This window comes from Paraburkholderia unamae (genome assembly GCF_003268775.1).
Lineage (GTDB): Bacteria > Pseudomonadota > Gammaproteobacteria > Burkholderiales > Burkholderiaceae > Paraburkholderia > Paraburkholderia unamae.
Genome location: NZ_QLSU01000007.1, coordinates 143,346 through 168,963 on the forward strand (window position 1 = coordinate 143,346; position 25,618 = coordinate 168,963).

Sequence of the window (25,618 nt, forward strand, 5' to 3'; positions counted from 1 at the left end):
ACCCGAACCGCTGGATTCGCTGCGCCCTCTCTCGTGCTAAAAAGCGTCGACGCAAAAAAAGCGGACTCCCGAAAGAGTCCGCTTTGTCGCTTTGTGTCCGGGCGCGAACCACACGCCCGAACGCAAGCCATGATTCCGGCTGACCGGAAGCGGCCGTACCGCGCCGCGTCCGGTTCGCCCTCAGGCGCTTACCACTGATACGACATACCGCCGCCGAAGGTCGCGCCGCCGCTCGAACCATAACCACCGCCCAGCTTCACCTTGAGGTTCTGGGTGATGCGAGCCGATGCGCCCAACGCCACGGCCTGGTAGCCCTGGAAGTTCGCCGTACCGACACCCACCGCGATGGTCTTGCCCTGATCGACGTCCGGGATCATCGTGAGCGCCGTTGCCGCCGCCACGCCGCTGTATGCGGTGCGCGCCACGGAGTTCACGTTGCTCTGGAGCGCATTCAAGCCGCTCTGCAACTGACCCATGTTCGCCGCGTCGGTCGGGTTGACGCCGTTCGCCACATTGGTGATGCGACGTTCGTTGCCCTCCGAACCCACGGACACGGTGTTGTCCTCGTCCGCCACCGAGTTCGCACCCAGCGCAACCGAGTTGTTGCCCGTGGCCTTCGCGCTGTCGCCAATCGCCGTCGAGCTCGCACCCGAAGCAATCGCACCACCGCCCGCCGCGATCGAGTTGGTGCCCGTGGCCGAAGCCGCACCGCTCGTCGTGTTGGTCGACAGATACTCAGAACCGTTGACGTTGATGTTCTGGATCTGCTGGTTCAGGTTCGGGCAGCACGTATTTCCAGGCTGACGGCATAGGAGATGGCAGCGACAACGCCTATGTTGCGACGAATTCGTACGGCGTGGCAGTCGGCGCGATGTCCACCGCAACGGGTGCGAACTCCACGGCGCTTGGTTCACAGACGTTGGCAACCGGTACCGCCACAACGGCAATTGGCGTCAATTCGACGGCAAGCGGGCAAGGCGCGCTCGCGATCGGCAGCGCCAAGGCGACGGGGAAGAATGCGATCGCGTTGGGTAATGGCGAGGTCGCTTCGGGAGACAACACATTCGCCGCGGGCTTCAATGCGAAAGCTACCGGCTTGAACTCGTTGGCATTCGGCAACACGGCGGCGGCGAGCGCTACGGACTCCATGGCGTTCGGTACGATCGCTCAGGTCAGTTCGACGGCCACCAATTCCATCGCGCTCGGTCGAGCGACCAGCGTCCTCAGCGGCGCCACCGATTCGGTTGCGCTGGGCTCGAGTTCGGTTGCCGACCGCATGAATTCGATCTCGGTGGGCTCGGCGAACAGGCAGCGCCAGATCATCTACGTTGCGAAGGGCACGGCCGGCACCGATGCGGTGAACGTCAGCCAGTTGACGGATGCCGTTAGCGCATTCGGCTCTGGCGCATCGGTTGGCGCGAATGGCTCGGTCGTCAAGCCGGCCTATGCCATCGACGGCAACACCTATAACAACGTAGGTGACGCGCTTGCGGCGCTAAACGCAAGTGCCGTCCAATATGACGATACGTCGTTCTCCAAGGTGACGCTGGGTGGCTCGGGCCACGCGCCGGTTACGATGACGAACGTGGCGAATGGCGCGCTGAACGCCACGAGCCTGGACGCGGTGAATGGCCAGCAGCTTAATGCGACGAACACGAATGTGTCGAAACTGGCGGGCGATGTCACGGATATCTACGGCAAGCTCGCGGATGCCGTGATTTACGACACGTCATCGCATGATTCGGTGACGCTGGGTGGTTCGGGTCATGCCGCAGTCACGCTGACGAATGTGGCGAACGGTGGTTTGACGGCCTTGAGCGTTGACGCGGTGAACGGCTCGCAGCTTTATGCACTGGGTGCGAAGACGGATGCCTCGGGCAACATCACCAACGCGTTCGTGGCATACGACGACACGTCGATGAACACGGTGACGCTGGGCGGCTCGGATCATGATCCGGTCAAGCTGACAAACGTGGCGAACGGCGGCATGAACGCGTCGAGCGTTGACGCGGTGAACGGCTCGCAGCTCTATGCACTGGGCGCGAAGACGGATGCCTCGGGCAACATCACCAACGCGTTCGTGGCGTACGACGACACGTCGATGGGCAAGGTCACGCTGGGTGGCGATGCGGATCATGCTCCGGTCGTGTTGACGAACGTGGCGAAGTCGCGCCAACCGTCGACCCAAGCGATCGCACCGCCTGAACCTGCTGGCTGACCGCCTGAACCTGGTCGTCGACGTTCTGGATGGCAGCCAGCATCTGGTTGCTGGTCTGCTTGAGCGCCGCCTGCGTGGTCGCCGCGGTAGCGCCCATCGCCTGCGATACCTGACCGACGGTTGCCGCATCACTATCCGCCTGACCGTCCATCACATTGGTAATGCGACGCATCAGACCGGTTGAGCTGTTACCCACGGAGATCGTCAGACCCTCGTCCGCGACGGAGTTAAGGCCCAGCGCAACCGAGTTGAGAGTGGTAGCCTTAGCAGCATTCGGCGAGTTCCAGGTGCCGCCGATACCGCCGATGTACGGGTTGCCCGTCACGACGGCGTCATGCATTTGCTTCACGTTGACCGCGTCCGTGTTCGCCACACCCGCCGCCACGTTCGCCAACGTCACCGGCGTGCTCGAACCCACGCCACCCAGCGTCACAGTGGTCATCGACGTACCGTCGTAATGAACCGCCAACGGATCGGTGCCGCTACCGCCCACGTCCAGCGCAGCAAGCGCCTTGCCGACGCTGTTGTATGTCGTCCCGTTCTTGAGCACAAAGCTCGGTGTGCTGATCGAGCCGTTCGCGTTCACGGTTGTCGAGCCGCCCAGCGCGCTCGCCGTGCTCGAAGCGAGCCCATAGAGCTGCGAACCGTTAATGGCATCGATGCTGCCCGCGTTCACGGCACCCGCAGCCACGTTGGTCAGCGCGACCGGAACGTGCGATTTCCCAACGCCGCCGAGCGTGACCGCGTTATGCGCCGTTGAGTCGTACAGCACCGCGTCGATGCTGCCGCTGGCGTTCGTGATGCTGCCGTAAAGCGCGGTGAATGCATCGCCGGTGTTGAAGTAGACCTTTCCGCCGAGGTTGTACGTCGGCCCCGTAAACGAGCCCGTGCTCGTCATTGACGAACCGCTGCCAAACGCCTGAGCCACCGAGTTACCCAAGCCGTAGAGCTGCGAACCGTTGACCGCGTCCTGACTATAGGAATTGACCGCACCGTTGGCGAGAGCGATGATCTTGTTGCCGGTCAGGCTGGTCTGGTTCTCAAGGAAGATGCCGTTGCCCGCCCCAACGAGTACTGTTCCGCTAGTCGCGTTGAACGACATGTAGGTCTGGTTTCCAACTGCGGCCCCACTATAGGCGCGGTTTTGGTAACTGCCGTTGATCCACAAGCCGCCCCCGGCCGCATAGCAATCCCCGACGGCCTGGAGACCCATATTCGCAATGATGGACGTACCGTCGGTGGCACCGGCATGGCACTCCTCAATAGTCCCGCCTTCTTGGGCAGCGAATGCGGCAGGAGAAATTGCCCCCATGACCGCCAGCGCCATGGCCGAGCGGCCGAGATTCGTCCGCGTGAGTGCGCCGACCACCGCGTCGATGCCCAGACCTGCAGAGCCGCTTGCGCTCTTGCTACGTCCGCTCGCATTTTCCTGCACGGCAACCCACGTTTTCGTCGACTCGTTCCAGACCGAGCGATACACCTTATTCATTTGCAATCCTTAATTATTTGTCAAGATCCACAAAATTCGACGGGTCTTGCCATCCCGCCAGAAACCGCACTCAAACCAGCGCGAACTCTTTCGTCTACGAGCGGCCCACTGCGAAACGTCCACCGACGCCTCGTAGCCCCAACCGGACCAGCACATTGAGATTGCCGCTGGAACCACCCCCGTTTTTGCGGCCACAGCAAGCTTGCCGTGCGACAAGGAAGATTCCTGTGGATGCGTTCCCTATCGATCCATATGTCCTGTTCATTCGTTGCCCCGTTCAAGAAGGAATATCAACCGAGTCGCCCGCGTCTATACGGCATTAACGCGCCGTCATCGGATGAGCGACATAAACCAAAGACGATATTCACGAATACCCTGCTGGCGGACCTCAAAAATTTCCACCCATCGCGCAAAAGTGCACTTACTCAGAATAAAGTTAGCTATTTCTGACAGAATTTAGGGGTCCGTACGCAGTAACAGTTGCGACTTTATGGACTTGAATTCGTAAGGAACATAAGAGAACTCTTAAAGAAAAATATCTCGGAGAACGGGATAGATTTGACCGCGAATCACACTGACACGGCGTCCCAGGCTAGTCAGATCAAGCTGGCAGGATTCCAAAAAGTCAATTTAAATTTTCAGGAGTGTAAGGTTGATTTTTCTTAAATCGATAGCTTAAAGCAGTCATTTATTACGCTTAAGGTCGCCATTTATTACAATAAACATTACAAAAACCTACACGAATTAGGAATAAATCTCATTAACCATCGTCGGATGCAGTAAATATCGGTAGATTGGTCAAATAAATCCGTTGCGCGGATTTACCACGTCAATACCGCTCACGTCGCAAGACTCGTCGCACGACCGGATACTGAGACGCTCCCTTTCCACCGCGGCGCCGTTGCATCGCGACAACACATATCATCCTGGGCGGCTTTGAGACTTGTCCTATATGACTGGCTCAATCCGACGCATAGACTTCGGTATGTCGGGAAACGCTGACATACACTTCACCTCACACGAGGCCAATCGGGCGTCACGCAGACTTCGCCAGCATCGAGCCAATTGCGCGCGCTTATGCGCCGGCCACGCACCAGCCACGCCTCCTTCGTTTCCCGTTGCGCAAGCCTCACGGCTTCGTCGTCACACCCAAGGAAACGCCATGAAACGCATGTTCATCATCGCGGCCGCCAGCGTCCTGGCCACGGCCGCCTATGCTTCGGCCACGCCGAACGCGAGCAGTCCCATCTCTGAAAAGCTCCAGCTCGAACTGCTGGAGCACCAGTGGACCCAAGCCGCATCCGCAGGCGACCGCCCGGTGCTCAACGACTTGCTGGACGATAAGTTCATCGAAATATTTCCCGGCAACGTCCGGCGCAACAAGAACGACCTGCTGGCCGCTCCCGCGCTGCCGGCCGGCGGTTCACAGGTGCTGGAGGATGTGCGCGTGCAGGTGCTGGACGACGTCGCGGTCGTGACCGGCATCAACCGGTTCACGCCGGCGGCGGGCTACAAGGCGGTGGAGTATCGCTTCACCGACGTGTTCGTGAAGCGCGAGGACGGCTGGCGCGTTGCGGCGGCACGCATGCGCCGCAAGGAAGCGAGCAGCGCTTGATCTGCCCGCGGGGAAGTGAGGAAGGGAGCGTCAGAAAGGCTTGATGACGGCAAGCGCCACCGCAGCGAGCATGCCGAGCACCGGCAGTTCGTTGAACATGCGATACCACTTGTCCGAGCGCCGGTTCTCGCCGCGCTCGAAAGTCTTGAGCAGGCGTCCGCAGTAAGCGTGGTACGCGATGAGCAGCACCACCACGGCCACTTTCGCGTGGATCCAGCCCTGCCCCCGCCCGATGCCCACCACGAGCCACAGCCAAAGCCCGCAAAGCAGCGCGGGAACAGCGATCATCGTCATGAAGCGATAGAGCTTGCGCGCCATGATAAGCAGGCGCTTGACGGCCGCGGGCTCGGTTTCCATCGCGAGGTTCACGAAGATGCGCGGCAGGTAAAAGAGGCCCGCGAACCAGGAGGCGATCAGCACGATGTGAAATGTCTTGACCCAAAGCATCGACATCTTTTTTCTTCTTCGTGAGCGATTGAACAGTCAGGCGACGCGCTGCGACACGCGCCGCCGCCGGTGCCGCGCGATTACTGACGGCCTTCGCCGTGGCCCAGCACCACGTATTTGAGCGAGGTCAGCCCTTCCAGGCCAACCGGGCCGCGTGCATGCAGCTTGTCGTTCGAAATGCCGATCTCGGCGCCGAGGCCGAACTCGAAGCCGTCGGCGAAACGCGTCGAGGCGTTCACCATCACGCTGGCCGAGTCCACTTCGCGCAGGAAGCGCATGGCGCGGTCGTGGTCTTCGGTCACGATCGCGTCGGTGTGGTGCGAGCCGTAGTGGTTGATGTGCTCGACTGCGTCGTCGAGCGTGTCGACCACCTTCACCGCCAGCACGGGCGCGAGGTACTCGGTGCGCCAATCTTCTTCGGTAGCGTCCACGAGCGGGCCGACGCCGGCTTCCGCGAGAATCGCGCGTGCGGCTGCATCCACGCGCAGTTCCACTTCCTTTTCGCGATACAGACGGCCAAGCGGCGGCAGCACGTCATGCGCAATGCCGCGCGCGACGAGCAGCGTCTCCATCGTGTTGCAGGTGCCGTAGCGATGCGTTTTCGCGTTGTCGCACACGCTCAGCGCCTTCGCGAGGTCGGCGCGGTCGTCCACGTACACGTGGCAAATGCCGTCCAGGTGCTTGATCATCGGCACGCGCGCCTCGGCCATCAGGCGCTCGATCAGGCTCTTGCCGCCGCGCGGCACGATCACGTCCACGAATTCCGTCATGGTGATGAGCTTGCCCACCGCCGCACGGTCAGCCGTCTCGACCACCTGCACCGCGTCTTGCGGCAGCCCCGCCGCCGCGAGCCCTTCGCCGATCAGCTTCGCGAGCGCCGTGTTGCATTCGAGCGCCTCGGAACCGCCGCGCAGGATGGTGGCGTTGCCCGATTTCAGGCACAGCGCCGCCGCGTCGATCGTCACGTTCGGGCGCGACTCGTAGATGATGCCGATCACGCCGAGCGGCACGCGCATCTGCCCCACCTGAATGCCGCTCGGGCGGAACTTGAGGTTGCCGATCTCGCCGATAGGGTCCGCCAGCGCGGCCACCTGGCGCAGGCCTTCGACCATCGTCTTCAGCGCCTTGTCCGAGAGCGTGAGGCGGTCGATGAAGGCCGCGTCGTGGCCCTTCTCCTTCGCGCGCGCGAGATCGCGGGCGTTCGCCTCCTTGAGCTGCTGCGCGTCGCGCTCGATGGCTTGCGCCACCGCGTCGAGCGCCGCGTTCTTCGCGGCCGTCGAGGCCCGGGCCATCGCGCGCGAAGCCTTGCGGGCGCGGCGGCCGAGATCGGTCATGTACTGGTCGATATCCATGGTGTTTTCTGTAGTGCGGCGCGCCAGTCGCAGTCAGCGGGATGCGGGCGAGCGGTTCGATTCAATGCGGTTCAAGCCGATTTTAAGGCCAGCCGCCTGGGTTTGCTGGGCGTGGCCGGAAAGCCCGGGAGGCGCAGCGGGCGTCAAGCAGGTGCCGTAGCGCCAGTTGGGGCGAGCGTCGAACGCTTCAGCCCGGGCGGCGCGACGGCCCTGCGGTGCGTGGTCGGGCCGCCGCCGCAGCGGCGGCTGCCGCCGCGGCCGGGCTGGCCGGCTGGGCGCGCCCCGGCGCAGCAGCACCACGCGCGCCGCCGGCGGCGCGCGCCTGCGTCGCACCGTCGCGGGGCGCGGCCACCAGCATCGCCAGTTCGAAGAGGCCGTCCCAGGCGTCGGGCGGCAGCGCGTTGCGCCAGTCGGCGCGCGATTGTCCGGAAAGCCCCTTCACCTGGCGATCGAGGCGCGCGGCGAGCGCGAGGCCGCGTTCGAGCGTCGCTTCGGTCAGGCGCGAGAGCGCGGGCCCGATGAGCCGCTCGCGCGGCCCCCACACACGGTTCTCGCGCAGCAGCATGGCAAGCGGCTTGCCCGCCGCCACGCCGCGCTTGATGCGCAGCAGCGTGCGGATTTCCTCCACCACGGCCCACAACACGAGCACCGAGGCCTCGCCTTCGCCGCGCAGCCCGTCGAGCATGCGGGAGAGGCGGCCCACGTCGCCGGTGAGCATCGCTTCGTTGAGCTTGAATACGTCGTAACGCGCGACGTTGAGCACGGCGTCGTGAATCTGCTCGAAATTCAGCACGCCTTGCGGATAGAGCAGCCCGAGCTTCTGGATTTCCTGATGCGCCGCCAGCAGGTTGCCTTCCACGCGCTCCGCCACGAATTGCAGCGCGCGCCGGCCGTCCTCGCCGGGCGCCACGCGCTGGCCTTGCAGCGCAAGACGCTGGCCGATCCAGTTCGGCAACGCGGCGCGTTCCACGGGATCGACCTTCAGCGCGACGCCGCTTTCGGCCAGCGCCGAGAACCACGCGGACTTCTGCGTGGCCGCATCGAGCCGCGGCAGCGTGACGAGCATCAGCACGTCGGGATTCGAGGCGGCGGCGAGGGTCTTGAGCGCGTCCGCGCCTTCCTTGCCGGGCTTGCCCGAGGGAATGCGCAATTCGACCAGTTGGCGATCGCCGAACAGCGACATCGACTGGCTCGCGCCCAGCAGCGAACTCCAGTCGAAGCCGCGCTCGACCGTGAACACCGAGCGGTCGGTGAAGCCTGCCGCGCGTGCGGCCGCGCGGATGCGGTCGCACGCCTCCTGGGCGAGCAGGTGCTCGTCGCCATAGACGACGTACAGGCCGGCCAGGCCTTTCGCGAGGTGCGGTTCGAGTGCGTCGGGTCGCAGTTGCATGAATCGGTCGGAGATCGCTCAGGAAGTGGACACGGCGCGCATCAGAGCGGCGGCGGCGGCAGCGGCGCGCGCGGCGACACACCCGGCACGACCTGATCCGGCGTCGGGTTCAGCGTCTTCAGCACGGCAAGACGCCGCATGAGCTGGTCGACGGCATCGTTTTGCATGTCCGTGAACAGCAGTTCGGCTTCTTGCGACTTCGCGGTCGAGAACTGGTCGCTATAGGTCATGGCGCGGTTCAGTGCGATCGTGCTCGGCTGGATCAGCACGGTGCCGTCCTTGCCCACCAGCGTGTAGTTCAGCCAGTAGTTGATCTGGTATTCCTCGACGGAGCCGAACGAGTTGAGCGTGAGCGTGCTGAAGTTGCGCGTTTCGGTCACGTGCAACACGGCGTCGGCATTGGCCGTCGATTCGACCACCACCGAGTCGCTACCGCCCTCGACCATGCGCGTGAGGCGCCCATTGAACGACGGCGGCGCGCCGACGACGGCGAGACGCTTGAACGCGAAGTTATGCTCGCCGCGCAGCTGGAAGCCGCACGCCGAGAGGGCCAGCGCACCGCCGGCCACGAGCGGGAACAGCCTGAGGAACGATCTGCGAATCACATGGACTCCCTGGGTTCGCGACAGAGTCGCCGGTGCCGGCTCGAGCGGCGCGGCGCGTTAGATGCGCGCAGCGCCGCCAGCATGGCCTTGATTGCGCTTAGACCACGACGTTCACGAGGCGGCCCGGCACGACGATAATCTTCTTCGGTGCACGGCCTTCCGCGAACTTGACGAACATCTCGTGCGCGAGCGCGGCGGCTTCGATCGCTTCCTTCGGTGCGTCCTTCGCCACCGTCACCGCGCCGCGCACCTTGCCGTTCACCTGGAGCACGAGTTCGATTTCAGCCTGTTCCAGCGCCTTCTCGTCGACCTTCGGCCAGGGCGCGTCGAGCAGCGTGCCGTATTCGTCGCCGTAACCCAGCGCCTTCCAGAGTTCGAACGCGATGTGCGGCACGACCGGGTACAGCACGCGCAACAGCACGCCGAACGTTTCGCGCTGCACGCCTGCGCCCGCACCCTTGGCGCTGTCGATGGCGTTGAGCATCTTCATCGACGCCGAAACGACGGTGTTGTACTGCAAGCGCTGATAGTCGAAGTCGGCCTGCTTGAGCACGCTATAGACTTCGCGGCGCAGCGCCTTTTCGACGTCGGTGAGCGCGGCGGCGTCGAACGAGGCGCGCGACTTGATCGCATCGGCGTTCGCCACCCCGAAGGCCCACACGCGACGCAGGAAGCGGCTCGCGCCTTCCACGCCCGCGCCAGACCATTCGAGCTGCTGCTCGGGAGGCGCCGCGAACATCGTGAACAGACGCGCCGTATCCGCGCCGTACTGGTCGATCAGCACCTGCGGGTCGACGCCGTTGTTCTTCGACTTCGACATCTTCTCGATGCCGCCCAGCACTACGGACTGGCCGTCGGCATTGAGCGTGGCGCCGGTCGGGCGGCCCTTGTCGTCATGCACGACGGTCACGTCGGCCGGGTTGTACCAGGTCTTCTTGCCCGCGGCGTCTTCGCGGTAGAAGGTTTCGTTGAGCACCATGCCCTGCGTGAGCAGGTTCTTCGCCGGTTCGCCGAACTTCACGAGGCCCAGGTCGCGCGAGACCTTCGCCCAGAAGCGCGAGTACAAGAGGTGAAGAATGGCGTGCTCGATGCCGCCGATGTACTGGTCCATCGGCATCCAGTAGTCGGTGCGCTCGTCCACCATGTTCTTCGCGTCCGGCGCGGCGTAGCGGTAGAAGTACCACGACGAGTCGACGAACGTGTCCATCGTGTCGGTTTCGCGCTTCGCGTCGGCGCCGCAGGTCGGGCACTTGCAGTTCAGGAATGCTTCGGACTTCGCGAGCGGGTTGCCCGTGCCGTCCGGCACGAGGTCTTCCGGCAGCACGACCGGCAGATCCTTTTCCGGCACCGGCACATCGCCGCAGCTCGGGCAATGGATGATCGGGATCGGCGTGCCCCAGTAGCGCTGGCGCGAAATGCCCCAGTCGCGCAGACGCCACGTGACCTGCTTGTCGCCGAGGTCGAGCGCCTTGAGGTCGGCTGCGACGGCGTCAACGGCCGCCGTGTAGGCGAGGCCGTCGTACTTGCCGCTGTTCACGCAAACCGCGCGTTCCTTGTCGCCGTACCATTCCTGCCAGCCGTCGAGCGAATACGTCTCGCCTTCCACGGCGATCACCTGCTTGATCGGCAGGTTGTACTTCTGGGCGAACGCGAAGTCGCGCTCGTCGTGGCCCGGCACGCCCATCACGGCGCCTTCACCATAGCTCATCAGCACGTAGTTGCCGATCCACACCGGCACCTGCTCGTGCGTGACGGGGTGCGTGACGGTGAAGCCCGTGGGCACGCCCTTCTTTTCCATCGTCGCGACATCGGCTTCCGCCACGCCGCCGCGCTTGCATTCGTCAATGAACGCTTGAAGTTCCGGCTTGCCCTGCGCGAGACGCGTGGCGAGCGGGTGCTCGGCCGCGATCGCCGCGAAGGTCACGCCCATGATCGTGTCGGCGCGCGTGGTGAACACGCGCAGCAGCTTCTTCTCGCCGTCCAGCTCATACGGGAAGCCGAAGTTCACGCCGAAGCTCTTGCCGATCCAGTTCTGCTGCATGATCTTCACGCGCTCGGGCCAGCCGAGGCCGTCGAGGTCGTTCAGCAGTTCGTCGGCGTATTGCGTAATGCGCAGGTAGTACATCGGGATTTCGCGCTTTTCCACGAGCGCGCCCGAACGCCAGCCGCGCCCGTCGATCACCTGCTCGTTGGCGAGCACGGTCTGATCGACCGGGTCCCAGTTCACCGTACCGGTCTTCTTGTAGGCAATGCCCTTTTCGAGCATCTTCAGGAAGAACCACTGGTTCCACTTGTAGTAGTCGGGCTTGCAGGTGGCGATTTCACGCGACCAGTCGATGGCGAGGCCCATCGAGTTCATCTGGCCCTTCATGTACTCGATATTGTCGTACGTCCACTTCGCCGGGGGCACGCTGTTGGCCATCGCGGCGTTCTCGGCCGGCATGCCGAACGCGTCCCAGCCCATCGGCATCAACGTGTTGTAGCCGTTCATGCGCAAGTAGCGGTACATCACGTCGTTGATCGTGTAGTTCCGCACGTGGCCCATGTGCAGCTTGCCCGACGGATACGGCAGCATCGAGACGCAGTAGAACTTGGGCTTGTCGGCCTTTTCGGCCGTCCGGTAAGCGTCGGTGGCGCGCCATTCGCCTTGCGCGGCGGATTCGACGTCGGAGGGAACGTATTTTTCGAGCATGGTGTGGATGGTGAACGCTGGAAACGGGCGCTTTCGGTGCCGGATGCACCGGGCCGGCCGTTCACGATACCGGCAGGTTGCGGCGGTTTCGCGGGGCCCGTTTTTAAAGGAAACGTTGATTATACCGTTGACTGGCGCGTGCTCAGTCGCGTACTCAATGCGCCCCGCCGGGCGGCTCGGTCACGAAGCCAAGGCGCGTGAGCCCGGCCTGCTGCGCGGCCCCCATCACCTGGGCGATCACGTCGTAGCGCGTCTCGCGCGCGGCGCGCAGTTGCAGCTCGGGCTGCTGCGACTCTGGCTGCTTGCCCGCGGCCGTGAAGCGCGCGCGCAGTTCGTCGAGCGTGATGGGCTGGGCGTTCCAGTAGAGCTTGCCGGCCGCGTCGATGGAAAGCGTGACGGTTTGCGCCGTTTGCTGCGCGGGCTGCGCCTCGACTTTCGGCAAATCGAGTCGGATCGCGTGCGTGAAAAGCGGCGCGGTGATGATGAAGATGACAAGCAGCACGAGCATGACGTCGATGAGCGGCGTCATGTTGATGTCGGACATCGGCGCCCCGTCGCGCTTCTTTTCGAGTCCTCCGAATGCCATGCGCGGTGCCTCCTACGACTCGGCCCGCGCGCCTTCGCGCAGCGCGCCGTGCCCGCCTTCGCGCCGCAGCGGCGCGCCTTCCGGCGCACTGGCGTAAGCGTGCAGATCGTGCGCGAAGCCGTCGAGATCGTCGCAAAGCTGGCGCACGAGGCGACCCAGGATGTTATAGGCGAGCACCGCCGGAATCGCGACGACGAGGCCGAAGGCCGTCATGATGAGCGCCTCGCCCACCGGGCCGGCCACGTTCTCGATCATCGCCTGGCCGCTCGCGGCAATGCTGCCGAGCGCGTGATAGATGCCCCAGACAGTACCGAGCAGGCCCACGAACGGCGCCGTGCTGCCCACGGACGCGAGCAGCACCTGGCCGAATTCGAGCCGCCGCTGCGACGCCTGAAGCGCGCCGCGCAACGCCCGCAGCACGCGCTCGCCGCGGTCCACGCGGGCGAGCATCACGCCGTGCGTATCGGCTTCCTCGACGGCAAGCGCCGCCTGGGCGAGCGGCAGGAACACCCGCTCGCGATCGACGCCGCGCATGGCGGCCACGCCATCGGCGAGCGTGCGCGCCTGCCAGAAACGGGCGATGGCGCGCGGCCCCTGGCGCTTCGCGCGCAGCAGGACCCAGCTCTTCACGATGAGGAAGCACCAGCTCGCAATGGACATGGCGAGCAACACCCACGCCACCGCGTGGGTAACCGCGTCGCCGGTTTGCAGATAGTGAATGACCCCGGAACTCGCCGCCATCGGACCTCGCTCACTGTCTGTCCGGCGCACGCACCGGACGGTAAGGGAAACGCTCAGCGCAGGCCGAGCACGTCCTGCATATCGTACAGGCCGTTGGCCTTGTCTTGCAGAAAGCGCGCGGCGCGCACGCTGCCTTGCGCGTACGAAAGGCGGCTCGAGGACTTGTGCGTGATCTCGATGCGCTCGCCAATGCCCGCGAACAGCACCGTATGATCGCCGACGATGTCGCCGCCGCGAATCGCCGAAAACCCGATCGTCGAGGGGTCGCGCTCGCCCGTCACGCCTTCGCGGCCGTACACGGCGCATTCGTCGAGGTCGCGGCCGAGCGCGCGCGCCACGGCTTCGCCCATCGCAAGCGCGGTGCCCGAGGGGGCGTCGACCTTGTGGCGATGGTGCGCCTCGATGATCTCGATGTCATAGCCGGTCTCGAAAAAGCGCGCCGCGTATTCGAGCAGCTTGAGCGTGACGTTCACGCCCACGCTCATGTTCGCCGCGAACACGACGCCGACCTTTTGCGCGGCCGCGCCAAGCTGCGCCTTTTGCTGGGCGTCGAAGCCGGTGGTGCCGATCACCATCTTCACGCCGTGGCGCTGCGCCGCCTCGAGGTGCGCGAGCGTGCCCTCGGGGCGCGTGAAGTCGATCAGGCAGTCGCTTTGCGCGAAAACCTGCTCGATGTCGTCGGTGATGCGCACGCCGGTGTTCTTGCCGAGGAACGCGCCCGCGTCCTGGCCGATGGCGGCCGAACCCTTGCGCACGAGCGCGCCCGAAAGCGTGACATCGGGAGAATTGAGGACGGTTTCGATCAGCATGCGGCCCATGCGGCCCGATGCACCGGCGATTGCGATTTTCATGAGTCTTCCTGCCAAGGTGTCGCCAGCGGCACTACGCAGCGCCGCCGCCAAATGAACGCGGCGGCCGGTAGTGACACCCGGCCGCCGGCTGGATGCGTGGCGCGCCGCGCGCACCACGCCCTGATTGTGCAACGGCTGCTGCCAGCCGGGTCGGTACCGTGCGGTTGCCGATTAGTTGCTCGGGGCCGCGGCGCCCGAAGCCGGCACCGTGGGCGGCGCCGCGAGCGACGAATCGCGCGCGGGGCCGGAAGGCGCCGTGTTGGTGTCGCCCGTGCCTTGCGCGCCGGCGGCCGGGCCGACCGGGTTGCTCGGCGGCACGCCCTGGATTTGCGGCGCCGGCTGACGATGCAACTGGACCTGCGACGGCATCGTGCCGACGTTCTGCGGCAGCGCCGACGACTGCGGATTGCCCGCGCGCACCGAGGGCGTGAAGCCCGACGGCGTTTGCACGGCTTCCGTCGCGCGGTTGGCGGCGGCGGCGGCCTGCGCGTTGGCGTCCTGCGGCAGGGCGTTGGTGGCCGTGCCGAGTTCCGACGTCGGCGTGCGCGCGGTGTCGGGCACGCTCGGGCCCGTCGCGCTCGTGCCGGTGTCCGGCGCGCCGGCGGCTGCGGCCACGGGAGCCGAAGCGCCCGAAGCCGGCGCGGCGGCAGCGGCCTTCTTCTTGCCGCTGCGGTCGCCGTCGATTTCGGCGAGCAGTTCGAGGTTCGAGGGCAGGTCTTCGCCGCCCGACCAGCTCGCGACGCGATCGCCTTCGAACATCACGACAAAGTCACGCTGCTGGACCACCGCCGTCGAGCCGCGCTTGAAGTAGAAGACGTAGTCCCAGCGGTTCGCGTGGAACATGTCGGTGAGCAGCGGCGTGCCGAGCAGTTGCTTGACCTCGGCCCGCGACATGCCCACCTTCATTTGCGCCGCGGCTTCCGCCGAGACGAAATTGCCTTGCACGATGGTGATGCGGTAAGGCGTGATGCTCTGGGCGACCCGTTGCGTCAGGCTGTCGTAAGTGGAACAACCGGCGAGCGCCGCGAACGCGGCCGCAGCCAGCAGGGTGCACGCCAGGCGGCCGCCGTTCATGCGCCGGCCGATCGTTGTGAATTCTGGAATCATTTCCCTCACCGTGCGGGCTTTTCGCGAAGCCGCGCGTATTCTGTAGAAGTTCGATTGAAGTTCTGCCGAAAATGCCCGGAACGGCAAAAACGCATTAACATAAGAACCTAGCATTGTACTCCAGGGACTTATCGTCATGACCAATCCAACCGATCTCAAGAACATCGGCCTCAAGGCGACGCTGCCTCGCCTCAAGATCCTGGAGATTTTTCAGCATAGCCCGGTGCGTCACCTGACCGCCGAAGACGTCTATCGCAACCTGCTGAACGAGGAACTCGACATCGGCCTCGCCACGGTTTACCGGGTTCTCACGCAGTTCGAGCAGGCGGGACTGCTCACGCGCAGCAACTTCGAGTCGGGCAAAGCCGTGTTCGAGCTCAACGAAGGCAGCCACCACGACCACCTCGTGTGCCTCGACTGCGGCATTGTGGAGGAATTTTTCGACCCCGAAATCGAAAAGCGCCAGCAGATGATCGCCAACGAGCGCGGCTTCAAGCTCCAGGAGCACGCACTCGCCCTCTACGGCGCGTGCACGAAGGAAAACTGCCCGCACCGCAAGCACTGAGCGGTCGCAGGCTCCAGAAGGGAAAACGCCACGGCAGGGTTGCCGTGGCGTTTTCGTTTGGCGCGTCGAAACACGTCGAAGCGCGTCGAATTTTGAGAAAGAAATTCGAAAAACCCCTGCGGGCCCTCAGGCGAGGGCAAGCGGCTCGTGGGCGCGCGCCAGGCGCCACGGCGCGGCGAGCGTGATCTCGTCGCAGTTCGGCTGCGCGCCGCCACGATCGATCACCACGAAGTCGCTCACCCGGTCGAAGGCGAGTAGCGGGTGATGCCAGACGCCTTTGGCGTAGTTGACGCCCTGCCCGCGCCCGGCCCAGAACGCCCGCAGGTGCGCCGGATCGAACGCGCCCGCCGGCGCGACCACCACCGCGTAGCCCACGTCGCCGAGCGGCACGAACGCCTGGCTGCCGAGCGGATGCCGCTCCATCATCGCGATCTCGACGGGCCACGCGCGCGGCTGGGCGCGAAACACGTTCACGATGGGCCGGCCGCCCGCCTCGTCCACGTCGATGGCGGCGAGATCGTGAAAGCGCTCGGTCGTGCCGCCGTTGATCGGAAAATGGCGCGCGCCTTCGAGCTCGATGACGTCGCCAAACGGCGCGAAAGCCGCGCGCGTCAAGGGTTCCATGTGCAGGATGTGCATCGCGGCTCCTCGCTCAAACGGGTTCGCCCCACAGGCGCAGGCGCGAGACCCCGCCGTCCGGGAAAATATTGAAACGCACGTGCGTGACCGGGCCGAGCGCGGCAAGCCCGCTTTCGAACCCATGCTGCTTGTCCATTTCGAGCTTCTGCTCGCCGAGCAGCTCCGGCCAGAACATCGCCTGGGTGACGAGCGAGTCGTCGGTGCCGCCCGTCACGCTCGCCGCCTGGAGCGAGCAGCGGTCCGGATAGTTGCCCTTGAAGTGGGCCGTGTCGACTTCGATCTTGCGGATGATGCCGGGCCGCGCGAGCGCCACGATCGCCCAGTCGTTGCCCGGTTCGCGGCGGCGGCGCGTTTCCCAGCCGTCGCCCATGTTCACGCCGCGGCCCGGCATGAGGAGCGTGGAAGCCAGCCCGAAGTGCTGGTTGTTGGCGGCGACGAGATACGCGCCGTTTTCGATCGCACCAAGGTCGACCAGACTGCCGCGCTCAAGCGTGCTCCAGTCGCGCCTGGGCTGGCCGTACACGCGCAGGCGCGCCAGACCGCCATCGGGATAGAGATTCACGCGCAGATGCGTGAACGCGCGCGTATCGCTCACTTCGACGTAATGATGCTGGTTGCCCTGCAAGGTCGTCGCCGCAACGAGGGTCTGCCAGTCGGCGTTGTCGCCCGGCGCTTCGTCGTCGGCCGCCGGCGCGTAGCACGCCTCGATCGAGGCGGCCGGCGGGAAATTGCCCGTGAAATGGCTCGTGTCGAGGTCCACGCCGTAAATCACGCCGGGGCGCGCGAGCCGCACCACGCAGAAGTCGTGGCCCGTCGTACGCTTGCGGCGCGTTTCCCAGCCGTCCATCCACTTGCCGTGGTCGTCGTACTTGCCGGGGATGAACACCGCGGGTTGCGGGTCGAGCATGCGCTCCTTCGGCGCGAAGAACTCGTCGCTCGCATGCAGGGCGCGGGCGCCCAGGCGCGGGTCGGCGAGATTCATGTAGCGGCGCGTGAAGGCGGGAGCGTTGGGGTCGAGTGTCGGAATGGCCATGATGGTGTCGTTTCGCTGGGGTTGTTCAGTGAGTCGAAGGAAAGCGGCGCGCCAGCGCCAGGGTTCAGGCGTGCGCGGGCTTGCCGCCGAGCGCGCTGTCGCCGGCATGCGCGTCGTCTGCATCGCTCTCGCCTGCGGGCACGTAGAGGAAGCCTTCGTCGAGATTCAGCACGCGCCGGGCGCGCACCTTGTCGATGTCGTGCTCCCACACCGCCACGACCACCGTCGCGACGCAGTTGCCGATCAGGTTCGTGAGCGCGCGGGCGATGCCGACGAACCAGTCCACCGGCAGGATCAGCACGAGGCCGAGCACCGGAATCGCGGGAATGGCGGAGAGCGTGGCGGCGAGAATCACGATGGCCGAGCCGGGAATGCCGTGCGCACCCTTGGAGGTGATGAGCGAGACGAGCACCACGACAATGAGGTCGTGCACGGAAAGCGGCGTGTTCGTGGCCTGCGCGATGAAGATCACCGCAAGCGTCAGGTAGATCGAAAAGCCGTCGAGGTTGAACGAGTAGCCGGTCGGGATCACGAGGCCCACGGTGGAGTCCTTCACGCCCATGAATTCGAGCTTGCGCATGATTTGCGGCAGCACGGCGTCCGAGGAGGCGGTGCCGAGCACGATGGAAAGCTCCTCGCGCAGGTAGCGGATCAGCTTGAACACGTTGAAGCCGGCGAGGCGCATGACGATGCCGAGCACGACGGCGACAAACACGATGCAGCTCGCGTAGAACACGATCACGAGCAGGCCGAGTTGCTTGAGCGAGGCGACGCCGTACGTGCCGGTCGTGAACGCGATCGCGCCGAGCACGCCCAGCGGCGCGAGCTTGATGATGAAGCCCATCACGCGGAAGAACACCTGCGAGAGTTCGTCGATGAGGCTGTTCACGCGCTGCGCCTTCGGCCCGAGCAGCGAGAGCGCGCTGCCGAACAGCACCGAGAACACGAGGATCTGGAGGATGTCGCCCTTCGCGAAGGCATCGAACGCGGTGTCGGGGATGATCTTCAGCAGGAACGCGGCCGTGTCCTTGAGGTTCCTGGCGTGCTCGGTGTAAGTCGCGAGCGACGCCGCGTCGAGCGAATGCAGATCCACGTTCATGCCCGCGCCGGGACGCGTGACATACGCGAGCACGGCGCCGATCACGAGCGCGACGGTCGTCATCGCCTCGAAGTAGACCACCGACTTCAGGCCGACGCGCCCCACCTTCTTCAAATCGCCCGCGTGCGCCATGCCGCTCACCACCACGCAGAACACAATGGGCCCGATCACCATCTTGATGAGTTTGAGAAAGCCGTCGCCGAGCGGCCGCAGCGACTGGGCGAAATGGGGAAACACCGCGCCTACCACGATGCCCAGCACGAGGGCGATCACTACGCGGCCAAACAGCGAATTGAAGAACTTCGTCACGACTTTCTCCTACTGAGCGAGGGGGAGCTAGCAACTGTTCTGACTGGTCTGACCAGTACTGTTATGGCGGATAGTAGGAAGCCGATATACTGGAGTCAAGGTCGGGGAGCGCGGTGTTTACCCTTGCGCGGTCTGACCAGTTTGCGGGCCGGAGCGCAACGCCTGATGGCGCGGCCCATGGCCGTTGACGCGATGCACCATGCGGGTGCGCCACACAGGACTACAATACCGGTCAGACCACGCGAGCCAAGCGCGCCAACCGATGAAAACCGTTCCGCACACCGTTACCGACGCCGCCATCGCCACGATCCGCGAACGGATCGAAGGCGGCTTGTACCCGGTCGGCAGCCTGCTGCCCGCGCAGCGGCAGCTTTCGGAGGAACTGGCGATCAGCCGCGCGTCGCTGCGCGAGGCGCTCTCCACGCTCGAAGCGCTCGGCATGCTGTCGATCCGCGCGGGCAAGGGCGTGTACGTGACGAGCGCGCAGGCGACGAACGCACACCCGTGGCGCTTTGCCGATCAGTCGTCGCTGCCCGACACCTACCAGATGCGCTACGCGCTCGAAGGCTTCGCCGCGCGCATGGCGGCGCTGGCGATCGGCGACGCCGACGTCGCGTGGCTCGAACAGAACACCGAGGCGCTGCACAGCGCCCTCGCCTGCGACGAACTCGACGAAGCCGCGCAGCTCGACTTCGAATTCCACATGCGCATCGTGAATCTCGCGGGCAATGCGGCGATCGAGTCGATCCTGCGCAGCAGCGCCGACATCATGAAGGAGAGCCAGCGCATGCCGTTCTACCGGCGCGAGCGCGTGCTCTCCACGCATCGCGAGCACGGCCTGATCGTGGCGGCGCTCAAGGCGCGCGACTCGGCGGCAGCCGGCGAGGCGATCGAGGCGCACATCGCCAATGCGGCGCAGCGCGCAGGCGTGTATTTCCCGACGCCGCCCGCGTTCGCCGCCGCGCCCCAAAGCGCCATCGAAAGATAAGGACGAAAAAAAACCGCCCCGAGGGGCGGTTTTTTCATCCAGCGTGTAAAGCGTGCTTACTTCGCGTTCGCGAAAGCCACCGCCGTGTCCAGCATGCGGTTCGAGAAGCCCCACTCGTTGTCGTACCAGCTCGACACCTTCACGAGACGGCCCGAGACCTTCGTGAGCGTGGCGTCGAACGTCGACGATGCCGGGTTGTGGTTGAAGTCGATCGACACCAGCGGTGCCTCGTTGTAGCCCAGGATGCCCTTGAGCGCGCCTTCCGAAGCTTCCTTCATGATCGCGTTGACTTCTTCGACCGTCGTGTCGCGCTTGGCGATGAACGACAGGTCGACGATCGACACGTTGATGGTCGGGACGCGAATGGCGTAGCCGTCCAGCTTGCCGTTCAGTTCCGGCAGCACGAGGCCGACAGCCGATGCTGCACCCGTCTTCGTCGGGATCTGGCTGTGCGTGGCCGAGCGCGCGCGGCGCAGGTCTTCGTGGTACACGTCGGTCAGGACCTGGTCGTTCGTGTACGCGTGGATCGTCGTCATCAGGCCGGTTTCGAGGCCGATCTTGTCGTTCAGCGGCTTGACGAGCGGTGCCAGGCAGTTGGTCGTGCACGATGCGTTCGAGATGACCGTGTCCGTCGCCTTCAGCACGTCGTGGTTCACGCCGTAGACGATCGTTGCGTCGACGTCCTTACCGCCCGGCGCCGAGATGATGACCTTCTTCGCGCCGCCCTTCAGGTGGGCGCTGGCCTTTTCCTTGGTCGTGAAGAAGCCCGTGCACTCGAACACGATGTCGACGCCCAGCTCGCCCCACGGCAGTTCGGCCGGGTTGCGGTTGGCCAGCACGCGGATACGGTCGCCGTTGACGACGAGGTAGTCGCCGTCCACCTTCACTTCGCCCGGGAACTTGCCGTGCGCGGTGTCGTATTGCGTCAGATGCGCGTTGGTCTTCGCGTCACCCAGGTCGTTGATCGCAACGATCTGGATGTCGTGCTTCTTGCCGTTCTCGTAGAGCGCGCGAAGCGTGTTACGGCCGATGCGGCCGTAGCCGTTGATAGCGACGCGAATGGTCATGGTTTATCTCCTGAGGGCTGAAAAATTCTGTACCGGTGCTGCACTGGCGCCGACGCCTGGCTGGGGCGGCTCGAGCGGAATTCGAGCGGGCGCTCAAGGCAGCGGGCCCGCCAGATCTTGCCGATCAGGCGGGCCCGTTACGCATGCTTAGTTGTCGAGTGCGGCCTTGGCCGTCGCCACGACATGATCGACCGTGAAGCCGAAGTGCTTGAACAGCACGCCAGCCGGGGCCGATTCGCCGAACGTGTCGATGCCGACCACGCCGCCTTCGAGGCCCACGTACTTGCGCCAGAAGTCGGTCACACCGGCTTCGATCGCGACGCGGCGCACGCCCTTGGGCAGCACGCGCTCCTTGTATTCGGCGTCCTGCTTGTCGTACACGTTCGTGGACGGCATGGACACCACGCGGGCGCCGATGCCTTCGCGCTGGAGCGCTTCGACGGCCTTCATCGCCAGTTCGACTTCAGAACCCGTGGCGATCAGGATGATCTTGCGGCTCGGGATGTCGTCGTTCCAGTCCTTGAGCACGTAACCGCCCTTGGCGATGTTCGCGATCTGCGCGTCGGTGCGCTCGTTGAACTGAAGGTTCTGGCGGCTGAAAATGAGGCTCGACGGGCCGTGATGCGAGATCGACTCGGTCCAGGCCACCGCGGTTTCCACGGTGTCGGCCGGGCGCCAGAGCGTCATGTTCGGAATCAGGCGCAGGCTCGCGACCTGTTCGATCGACTGGTGCGTCGGGCCGTCTTCGCCGAGACCGATCGAGTCGTGCGTGAACACGAAGATCGAAGGGCACTTCATCAGCGCGGCCACGCGCAGCGCGTTGCGGCTGTAGTCCGAGAACGTGAGGAACGTGCCGCCGAACGCCTTGTAGCCGCCGTGCAGGTTCAGGCCGTTGAGCGCCGCGCTCATGCCGAACTCGCGCACGCCGTAGTTGATGTGGTTGCCCCACTGGATACCGGTTTCGCCCGCCTTGGCGGCGCGCACGGCCTTCGAGGCCTTCCAGTTCGTGAGGTTCGAGCCGGTCAGGTCGGCCGAGCCCCCGAGCAGTTCGGGCAGTGCGGCGGCGAGGCCTTCGATGGCCTGCTGCGAAGCCTTGCGGGTCGCGACCGTTTCCTTGCGAGAATCGGCACCGGCGACGATGGCGGCGGCCTTCTGCGCCCAGTCGGCGGGCAGCTGGTGGGCCATGCGGCGCTCGAATTCAGCGGCTTCGGTCGGGTACTTCGACTGGTAAGCGGCGAATTGTTCGTTCCACGTGGCTTCGAACTTCGCGCCGGCAGCCTTGGCGTCCCAGTCTGCGTAGACTTCCTGCGGCAGCGTGAACGGCTCCCACGTCCAGCCCACCGCTTCGCGCCACTTGGCGATTTCTTCGGCGCCGAGCGGCGCGCCGTGCACGTCGTGACCGCCCGCCTTGGTCGGCGCGCCGTGACCGATCTGCGTCTTGCAGCAGATCAGCGTGGGCTTGTCCGAAGCCTTCGCCTGCTTGATGGCGGCGTCCACTGCGTCCACGTCGTGACCGTTCACATGCGGGATCACGTTCCAGCCGTAGGCTTCGAAGCGCTTGGGCGTGTCGTCGTGGAACCAGTTGACCACGTCGCCGTCGATCGAAATGCCGTTGTCGTCGTACAGCGCGATCAGCTTGTTCAGCTTGAGCGTGCCGGCGAGCGAGCAGGCTTCGTGCGAGATGCCTTCCATCAGGCAGCCGTCGCCGAGGAACACATAGGTGTGGTGATCGACGATCTTCGCGTCGGCCTTGTTGAACTCCGCCGCGAGCAGGGCTTCAGCCAGCGCCATGCCGACCGAGTTCGCCAGACCCTGGCCGAGCGGGCCGGTGGTCGTCTCGACGCCCGGCGTGATGCCGAATTCGGGGTGGCCCGGCGTTTTCGAGTGCAGTTGACGGAAGTTCTTGAGCTCCGCCATCGGCAGGTCGTAGCCGGTCAGGTGCAGCAGCGAGTACAGCAGCATCGAGCCGTGGCCGTTCGACAGCACGAAACGGTCACGGTCGTTCCAGTGCGGGTTCGTCGGGTTATGGCGCAGATGGCGCGACCACAGCGCGACGGCGATCTCGGCCATGCCCATGGGCATGCCGGGGTGACCGGAGTTCGCTTGCTGAACGGCGTCCATGGACAGCGCGCGGATCGCGTTGGCCATCAGCTGGGTGGTAGCGGGGGAGGCGGAGGACGAGGTCGTCATGTCGAGTCCGGAAGTGTGCAAAAAGCGGCGTGGGCGGCCACGTCACGAAGCGCGGGCGCACACAGCAGCGCGGGGGTCCGAAGCTCGGCAAATCGCCCGCTCGGGCGCACATGCGGCGCCAGGAGACGCGAAACGGCCGGAGCAAACGGAGGAGGCTGCAAAGCGCAATATTCTAGCAGATCGTGGGGATTATCCCTGGCTGTAAGGCGAGAGGAACGCGGCGTCCGCCCGCGATTCTCCCCCGCTTGACCAGCCTTCGGCTTGTTGCGGGCCGCCACGGCCGGGGGCGGCTGCGCGGCGCCTATAATGCCGCTGTCGAACCGATTTTTGGCCCCATTTTTCGCGCGCTTTCGTAGGCTCACGCGCGCGGGCCATGCCTCAGGAATTCCGTGACCGCTCCCCTGCTCTTCCATCCCGCTGCCGACGCGCTTTACGGCTTTCCAGGCGCGCGCCGCCTCGCGGCCGCCGATACGCCCTGGCAGCGCATCGAGGTCTGGGACACGCCGCAACTGGGTTGCCTCTTCACGCTGGACGGCCGCCCGATGACCTCCGCCGGCGACGAGTTCATCTACCACGAGTGCATGACCCACCCGGCCGCGCTCACGCATCCCGCCCCGCGCGCGGCGCTCGTGCTGGGCGGTGGCGACGGCGGCGCGGCGCGCCAGTTGCTGCGCCATCCGGGTATCGAGCGTATCGTCGTGGCCGAGCTCGACCCCGACGTGGTGCGCCTGACGGGCGACTACCTGCCCGAAGTGCGCGGCAGCGCCTTCGAAGACCCGCGCGTAGAACTCGTGATTGGCGACGCGGCGGCGTTCGTGGCCTCCATGGGCGCATCCGGAGCCGCCACGGCCCGGCAGCGCTTCGACCTGGTCGTGTTCGATCTGACCCCGCCGGATTCGCCCGCCGCCGGGCTCTACACGCGCGAGTTCTACAGCGCCCTCAAAGGCGTGATGAGCGCCGACGCGCTCGTCTCGCTGCATCTCGGCTCGCCGTTCCATCACGCGGCGCGCGTGGGCGCGCTGCTCGCCGGTTTGCGCGAGTCCTTCGCCGTCGTGCGGCCGCTTGCCGCGTATGTCCCGCTCTACGGCTCGCTGTGGCTGATGGCGATCGCCAGCGACATGCTCGACCCCGCGTCGATCGACCCGGCCACGCTGCAAGCTCGCCAGGCCGGGCGCCAACTCGAAGCGCTGCGCTTCTACGACGCACGGTTGCACGAGTCGCTCTTAAAAGCGCCTTTCACTGCCCGCGATAAACTAGGCGAATTCCTACAGCTTTAGTGGTCCTGTCCGTGGACAATGGCAGGTCGCAAACGCTTTCTTCGTGCGCACCCACGCCCAGTAACGGCGCACGGCGCCTCATCCGAACCGCGAATCTGGAGAGACTCGATGACCGCACCCCGCCCTGCCGGCGTGCCGTGGCTGACACCGTATCTGACGGTGCGCGATGCGCGCGCCGCGCTGACCTTTTATGAGGCGGCCTTCGGTTTTGGCGTACGCGACAGCGTGGTGGACGACGGCGCGATCATGCACGTGGAAATGACCTACCACGATCAGTTGATCGTCATGTTCGCGCCGGAGGGCGCATTCGGTTCGACGGCGCGCACGCCCAAAAGCGCGCAAACCGTCGCGCCGCAATCCTTTTATTTGTATGTCGACGATGTCGACGCGGTTTATGCGCGGGCCCTCGAAGCCGGCGCGAAATCGCTGAGCGAGCCACAGGACCAATTCTGGGGGGACCGTTTTGCACAGGTCGAAGACCTCGACGGTTACCGCTGGGCGCTTGCTCGCCACCTGTCCTGAATCAATGAGAAATAGTCTTATGCCCCGCTTTTTCGTCGGCAGTTCCCTGCACACCGACGAGGTCGTCACACTCCCGGACGAAGTCACGCGTCACGTTCAGGTGCTGCGCCTGCAACCCGGCGACACCATCGTTTTGTTCAACGGCCTTGGCGGCGAATACAGCGCCGAGATTCTCGGCATGGAGCGGCGCGACACGCAGGTGCGCATTGGCCCGTTCCGCGACATCGAAACCGAGCCGCCCTACCGGCTCACGCTCGCACAAGGCATTGCCGGCAGCGACAAGATGGACTGGCTGATCGAAAAAGCGGTTGAACTGGGCGCGACGAACTTCGTGCCGCTCACCACCTCGCGCAGCGTCGTGCGGCTCTCGGGCGACCGGGCGGTGCGCCGCCAGGCGCACTGGCAGCGCATCGTGCAATCGTCGTGCGAACAGTGCGGGCGCAACCTCATGCCCGACGTCGCGCCCACACGCGAAATCGCCACCTGGCTCGGCTCGCTGCCCAAGCGCCCCGGCGAAGGCGAGCTGCGCGTGCTGCTTTCCCCGCGTGCGAACGTCTCGTTTTCGACCCTGCCGGCCGAGCCGCCCACGGGTGAAATCACGGTGCTGGTGGGCCCGGAGGGCGGTTTCTCGTCGCCCGAAGAGGCCGCGGCGCTGGACCACGGCTTTATCGCCGTGGGGCTCGGGCCGCGCGTGCTGCGCACCGAAACGGCAGGCATCGCCGTGCTGTCGGCGCTCGCCGCGCGCTGGGGCGGCTGGTAATCGCGCCGCCGGGTGCGCCGGTAAAAATGACAAAGCCCGCCGGAAGGCGGGCTCGCGGTTTTCTGTCGCATGCGCG

22 protein-coding genes and 1 pseudogene are annotated in these 25,618 nt (G+C 65.2%); 7 read left to right on the top strand and 16 right to left on the bottom strand.

All coding sequences use genetic code 11. The annotated features are described in order from the left end of the window. Positions 1–188: 188 nt before the first annotated feature. Positions 189–716 (bottom strand): annotated as a pseudogene (locus tag C7401_RS13825) (YadA family autotransporter adhesin); the annotation flags it as partial. 155 nt (positions 717–871) lie between these two features. On the opposite strand from C7401_RS13825, the gene C7401_RS13830 reads away from it, so the two are divergent. Then, positions 872–2,218 (top strand): hypothetical protein, encoded by a 1,347-nt coding sequence (locus tag C7401_RS13830; protein WP_146757921.1) that lies wholly within the window; start codon positions 872–874, stop codon positions 2,216–2,218. Here C7401_RS13830 and C7401_RS13835 read toward each other — a convergent pair. After that, entirely contained in the window at positions 2,112–3,707 is a 1,596-nt protein-coding gene (locus C7401_RS13835; RefSeq protein WP_112171950.1) for an ESPR-type extended signal peptide-containing protein, read from the bottom strand. The genes C7401_RS13830 and C7401_RS13835 overlap by 107 nt on opposite strands. 1,162 nt (positions 3,708–4,869) lie before the next feature. Here C7401_RS13835 and C7401_RS13840 point away from each other — a divergent pair. Beyond that, a complete protein-coding gene (locus C7401_RS13840) occupies positions 4,870–5,322 on the top strand; it encodes a nuclear transport factor 2 family protein (RefSeq protein WP_181565581.1) in 453 nt (150 codons plus the stop codon). A gap of 30 nt (positions 5,323–5,352) precedes the next feature. Here C7401_RS13840 and C7401_RS13845 read toward each other — a convergent pair whose 3' ends face one another. The 9 genes from C7401_RS13845 to C7401_RS13885 form a co-directional block, all read right to left on the bottom strand. Continuing rightward, positions 5,353–5,775: a CopD family protein gene (locus C7401_RS13845; protein WP_112171952.1), complete on the bottom strand. Its 423-nt coding sequence runs from the start codon at positions 5,773–5,775 to the stop codon at positions 5,353–5,355. 74 nt (positions 5,776–5,849) lie between these two features. Further along, positions 5,850–7,121: a glutamate-5-semialdehyde dehydrogenase gene (locus tag C7401_RS13850; RefSeq protein ID WP_112171953.1), complete on the bottom strand. Its 1,272-nt coding sequence runs from the start codon at positions 7,119–7,121 to the stop codon at positions 5,850–5,852. Positions 7,122–7,308: 187 nt separating this feature from the next. Further along, positions 7,309–8,511, bottom strand: a complete 1,203-nt coding sequence (gene holA / locus C7401_RS13855; protein ID WP_112171954.1) for a DNA polymerase III subunit delta — start codon at positions 8,509–8,511, stop codon at positions 7,309–7,311. A gap of 41 nt (positions 8,512–8,552) precedes the next feature. Continuing rightward, positions 8,553–9,116 (bottom strand): LPS-assembly lipoprotein LptE, encoded by a 564-nt coding sequence (locus C7401_RS13860; RefSeq protein WP_112171955.1) that lies wholly within the window; start codon positions 9,114–9,116, stop codon positions 8,553–8,555. 97 nt (positions 9,117–9,213) lie between these two features. Then, complete coding sequence (gene leuS / locus C7401_RS13865) at positions 9,214–11,808, bottom strand: leucine--tRNA ligase (protein ID WP_112171956.1); 2,595 nt, start codon at positions 11,806–11,808, stop codon at positions 9,214–9,216. Between the two features lie 154 nt (positions 11,809–11,962). Further along, positions 11,963–12,394: an ExbD/TolR family protein gene (locus tag C7401_RS13870; protein WP_112171957.1), complete on the bottom strand. Its 432-nt coding sequence runs from the start codon at positions 12,392–12,394 to the stop codon at positions 11,963–11,965. A 12-nt stretch (positions 12,395–12,406) separates the two neighbouring features. Continuing rightward, positions 12,407–13,135 (bottom strand): MotA/TolQ/ExbB proton channel family protein, encoded by a 729-nt coding sequence (locus C7401_RS13875; RefSeq protein WP_112171958.1) that lies wholly within the window; start codon positions 13,133–13,135, stop codon positions 12,407–12,409. Between the two features lie 53 nt (positions 13,136–13,188). Next, entirely contained in the window at positions 13,189–13,986 is a 798-nt protein-coding gene (gene dapB, locus C7401_RS13880; protein ID WP_112171959.1) for a 4-hydroxy-tetrahydrodipicolinate reductase, read from the bottom strand. 171 nt (positions 13,987–14,157) lie between these two features. After that, complete coding sequence (locus C7401_RS13885; protein WP_112171960.1) at positions 14,158–15,093, bottom strand: outer membrane protein assembly factor BamE; 936 nt, start codon at positions 15,091–15,093, stop codon at positions 14,158–14,160. A gap of 136 nt (positions 15,094–15,229) precedes the next feature. Here C7401_RS13885 and fur point away from each other — a divergent pair, with 136 nt between their 5' ends. Beyond that, complete coding sequence (fur, locus tag C7401_RS13890) at positions 15,230–15,658, top strand: ferric iron uptake transcriptional regulator (protein ID WP_065065157.1); 429 nt, start codon at positions 15,230–15,232, stop codon at positions 15,656–15,658. Between the two features lie 126 nt (positions 15,659–15,784). On the opposite strand, the gene C7401_RS13895 is transcribed toward fur, so the two are convergent. From C7401_RS13895 to C7401_RS13905, 3 genes are all read right to left on the bottom strand, one after another. Continuing rightward, a complete protein-coding gene (locus C7401_RS13895; RefSeq protein ID WP_112171961.1) occupies positions 15,785–16,297 on the bottom strand; it encodes an ureidoglycolate lyase in 513 nt (170 codons plus the stop codon). 13 nt (positions 16,298–16,310) lie between these two features. Beyond that, a complete protein-coding gene (alc, locus tag C7401_RS13900; protein ID WP_112172122.1) occupies positions 16,311–17,330 on the bottom strand; it encodes an allantoicase in 1,020 nt (339 codons plus the stop codon). Between the two features lie 64 nt (positions 17,331–17,394). Continuing rightward, complete coding sequence (locus C7401_RS13905; protein WP_112171962.1) at positions 17,395–18,738, bottom strand: C4-dicarboxylate transporter DctA; 1,344 nt, start codon at positions 18,736–18,738, stop codon at positions 17,395–17,397. A 262-nt stretch (positions 18,739–19,000) separates the two neighbouring features. Between C7401_RS13905 and C7401_RS13910 the strand changes: the two genes are divergently transcribed. Continuing rightward, complete coding sequence (locus C7401_RS13910; RefSeq protein WP_112171963.1) at positions 19,001–19,726, top strand: FadR/GntR family transcriptional regulator; 726 nt, start codon at positions 19,001–19,003, stop codon at positions 19,724–19,726. A 56-nt stretch (positions 19,727–19,782) separates the two neighbouring features. On the opposite strand, the gene gap is transcribed toward C7401_RS13910, so the two are convergent. Continuing rightward, positions 19,783–20,793 carry a type I glyceraldehyde-3-phosphate dehydrogenase gene (gene gap / locus C7401_RS13915; RefSeq protein ID WP_112171964.1) on the bottom strand — a complete coding sequence of 337 codons (1,011 nt, stop codon included), beginning with the start codon at positions 20,791–20,793 and terminating at the stop codon, positions 19,783–19,785. A 147-nt stretch (positions 20,794–20,940) separates the two neighbouring features. After that, positions 20,941–22,983, bottom strand: coding sequence for a transketolase (gene tkt, locus C7401_RS13920; protein ID WP_112171965.1), 2,043 nt, complete (start codon positions 22,981–22,983; stop codon positions 20,941–20,943). 389 nt (positions 22,984–23,372) lie between these two features. On the opposite strand from tkt, the gene speE reads away from it, so the two are divergent. From speE to C7401_RS13935, 3 genes are all read left to right on the top strand, one after another. After that, complete coding sequence (gene speE / locus C7401_RS13925; RefSeq protein WP_112171966.1) at positions 23,373–24,260, top strand: polyamine aminopropyltransferase; 888 nt, start codon at positions 23,373–23,375, stop codon at positions 24,258–24,260. A gap of 108 nt (positions 24,261–24,368) precedes the next feature. Then, on the top strand, positions 24,369–24,782 hold the full coding sequence (locus C7401_RS13930) for a VOC family protein (protein ID WP_112171967.1): 414 nt from the start codon (positions 24,369–24,371) through the stop codon (positions 24,780–24,782). Positions 24,783–24,801: 19 nt separating this feature from the next. Continuing rightward, positions 24,802–25,542 (top strand): 16S rRNA (uracil(1498)-N(3))-methyltransferase, encoded by a 741-nt coding sequence (locus tag C7401_RS13935; RefSeq protein ID WP_112171968.1) that lies wholly within the window; start codon positions 24,802–24,804, stop codon positions 25,540–25,542. Positions 25,543–25,618: the final 76 nt, after the last annotated feature.

What these genes read in the sequence shown, in the direction of transcription:
- C7401_RS13830 (WP_146757921.1), top strand. Translation starts at nt 872, where the DNA reads ATGTCCACCGCAACGGGTGCGAACTCCACGGCGCTTGGTTCACAGACG.
- C7401_RS13835 (WP_112171950.1), bottom strand. Translation starts at nt 3,707, where the DNA reads ATGAATAAGGTGTATCGCTCGGTCTGGAACGAGTCGACGAAAACGTGG.
- C7401_RS13840 (WP_181565581.1), top strand. Translation starts at nt 4,870, where the DNA reads ATGAAACGCATGTTCATCATCGCGGCCGCCAGCGTCCTGGCCACGGCC.
- C7401_RS13845 (WP_112171952.1), bottom strand. Translation starts at nt 5,775, where the DNA reads ATGTCGATGCTTTGGGTCAAGACATTTCACATCGTGCTGATCGCCTCC.
- C7401_RS13850 (WP_112171953.1), bottom strand. Translation starts at nt 7,121, where the DNA reads ATGGATATCGACCAGTACATGACCGATCTCGGCCGCCGCGCCCGCAAG.
- holA (WP_112171954.1), bottom strand. Translation starts at nt 8,511, where the DNA reads ATGCAACTGCGACCCGACGCACTCGAACCGCACCTCGCGAAAGGCCTG.
- leuS (WP_112171956.1), bottom strand. Translation starts at nt 11,808, where the DNA reads ATGCTCGAAAAATACGTTCCCTCCGACGTCGAATCCGCCGCGCAAGGC.
- C7401_RS13870 (WP_112171957.1), bottom strand. Translation starts at nt 12,394, where the DNA reads ATGGCATTCGGAGGACTCGAAAAGAAGCGCGACGGGGCGCCGATGTCC.
- C7401_RS13875 (WP_112171958.1), bottom strand. Translation starts at nt 13,135, where the DNA reads ATGGCGGCGAGTTCCGGGGTCATTCACTATCTGCAAACCGGCGACGCG.
- dapB (WP_112171959.1), bottom strand. Translation starts at nt 13,986, where the DNA reads ATGAAAATCGCAATCGCCGGTGCATCGGGCCGCATGGGCCGCATGCTG.
- C7401_RS13885 (WP_112171960.1), bottom strand. Translation starts at nt 15,093, where the DNA reads ATGATTCCAGAATTCACAACGATCGGCCGGCGCATGAACGGCGGCCGC.
- fur (WP_065065157.1), top strand. Translation starts at nt 15,230, where the DNA reads ATGACCAATCCAACCGATCTCAAGAACATCGGCCTCAAGGCGACGCTG.
- C7401_RS13895 (WP_112171961.1), bottom strand. Translation starts at nt 16,297, where the DNA reads ATGCACATCCTGCACATGGAACCCTTGACGCGCGCGGCTTTCGCGCCG.
- alc (WP_112172122.1), bottom strand. Translation starts at nt 17,330, where the DNA reads ATGGCCATTCCGACACTCGACCCCAACGCTCCCGCCTTCACGCGCCGC.
- C7401_RS13910 (WP_112171963.1), top strand. Translation starts at nt 19,001, where the DNA reads ATGAAAACCGTTCCGCACACCGTTACCGACGCCGCCATCGCCACGATC.
- gap (WP_112171964.1), bottom strand. Translation starts at nt 20,793, where the DNA reads ATGACCATTCGCGTCGCTATCAACGGCTACGGCCGCATCGGCCGTAAC.
- tkt (WP_112171965.1), bottom strand. Translation starts at nt 22,983, where the DNA reads ATGACGACCTCGTCCTCCGCCTCCCCCGCTACCACCCAGCTGATGGCC.
- C7401_RS13930 (WP_112171967.1), top strand. Translation starts at nt 24,369, where the DNA reads ATGACCGCACCCCGCCCTGCCGGCGTGCCGTGGCTGACACCGTATCTG.
- C7401_RS13935 (WP_112171968.1), top strand. Translation starts at nt 24,802, where the DNA reads ATGCCCCGCTTTTTCGTCGGCAGTTCCCTGCACACCGACGAGGTCGTC.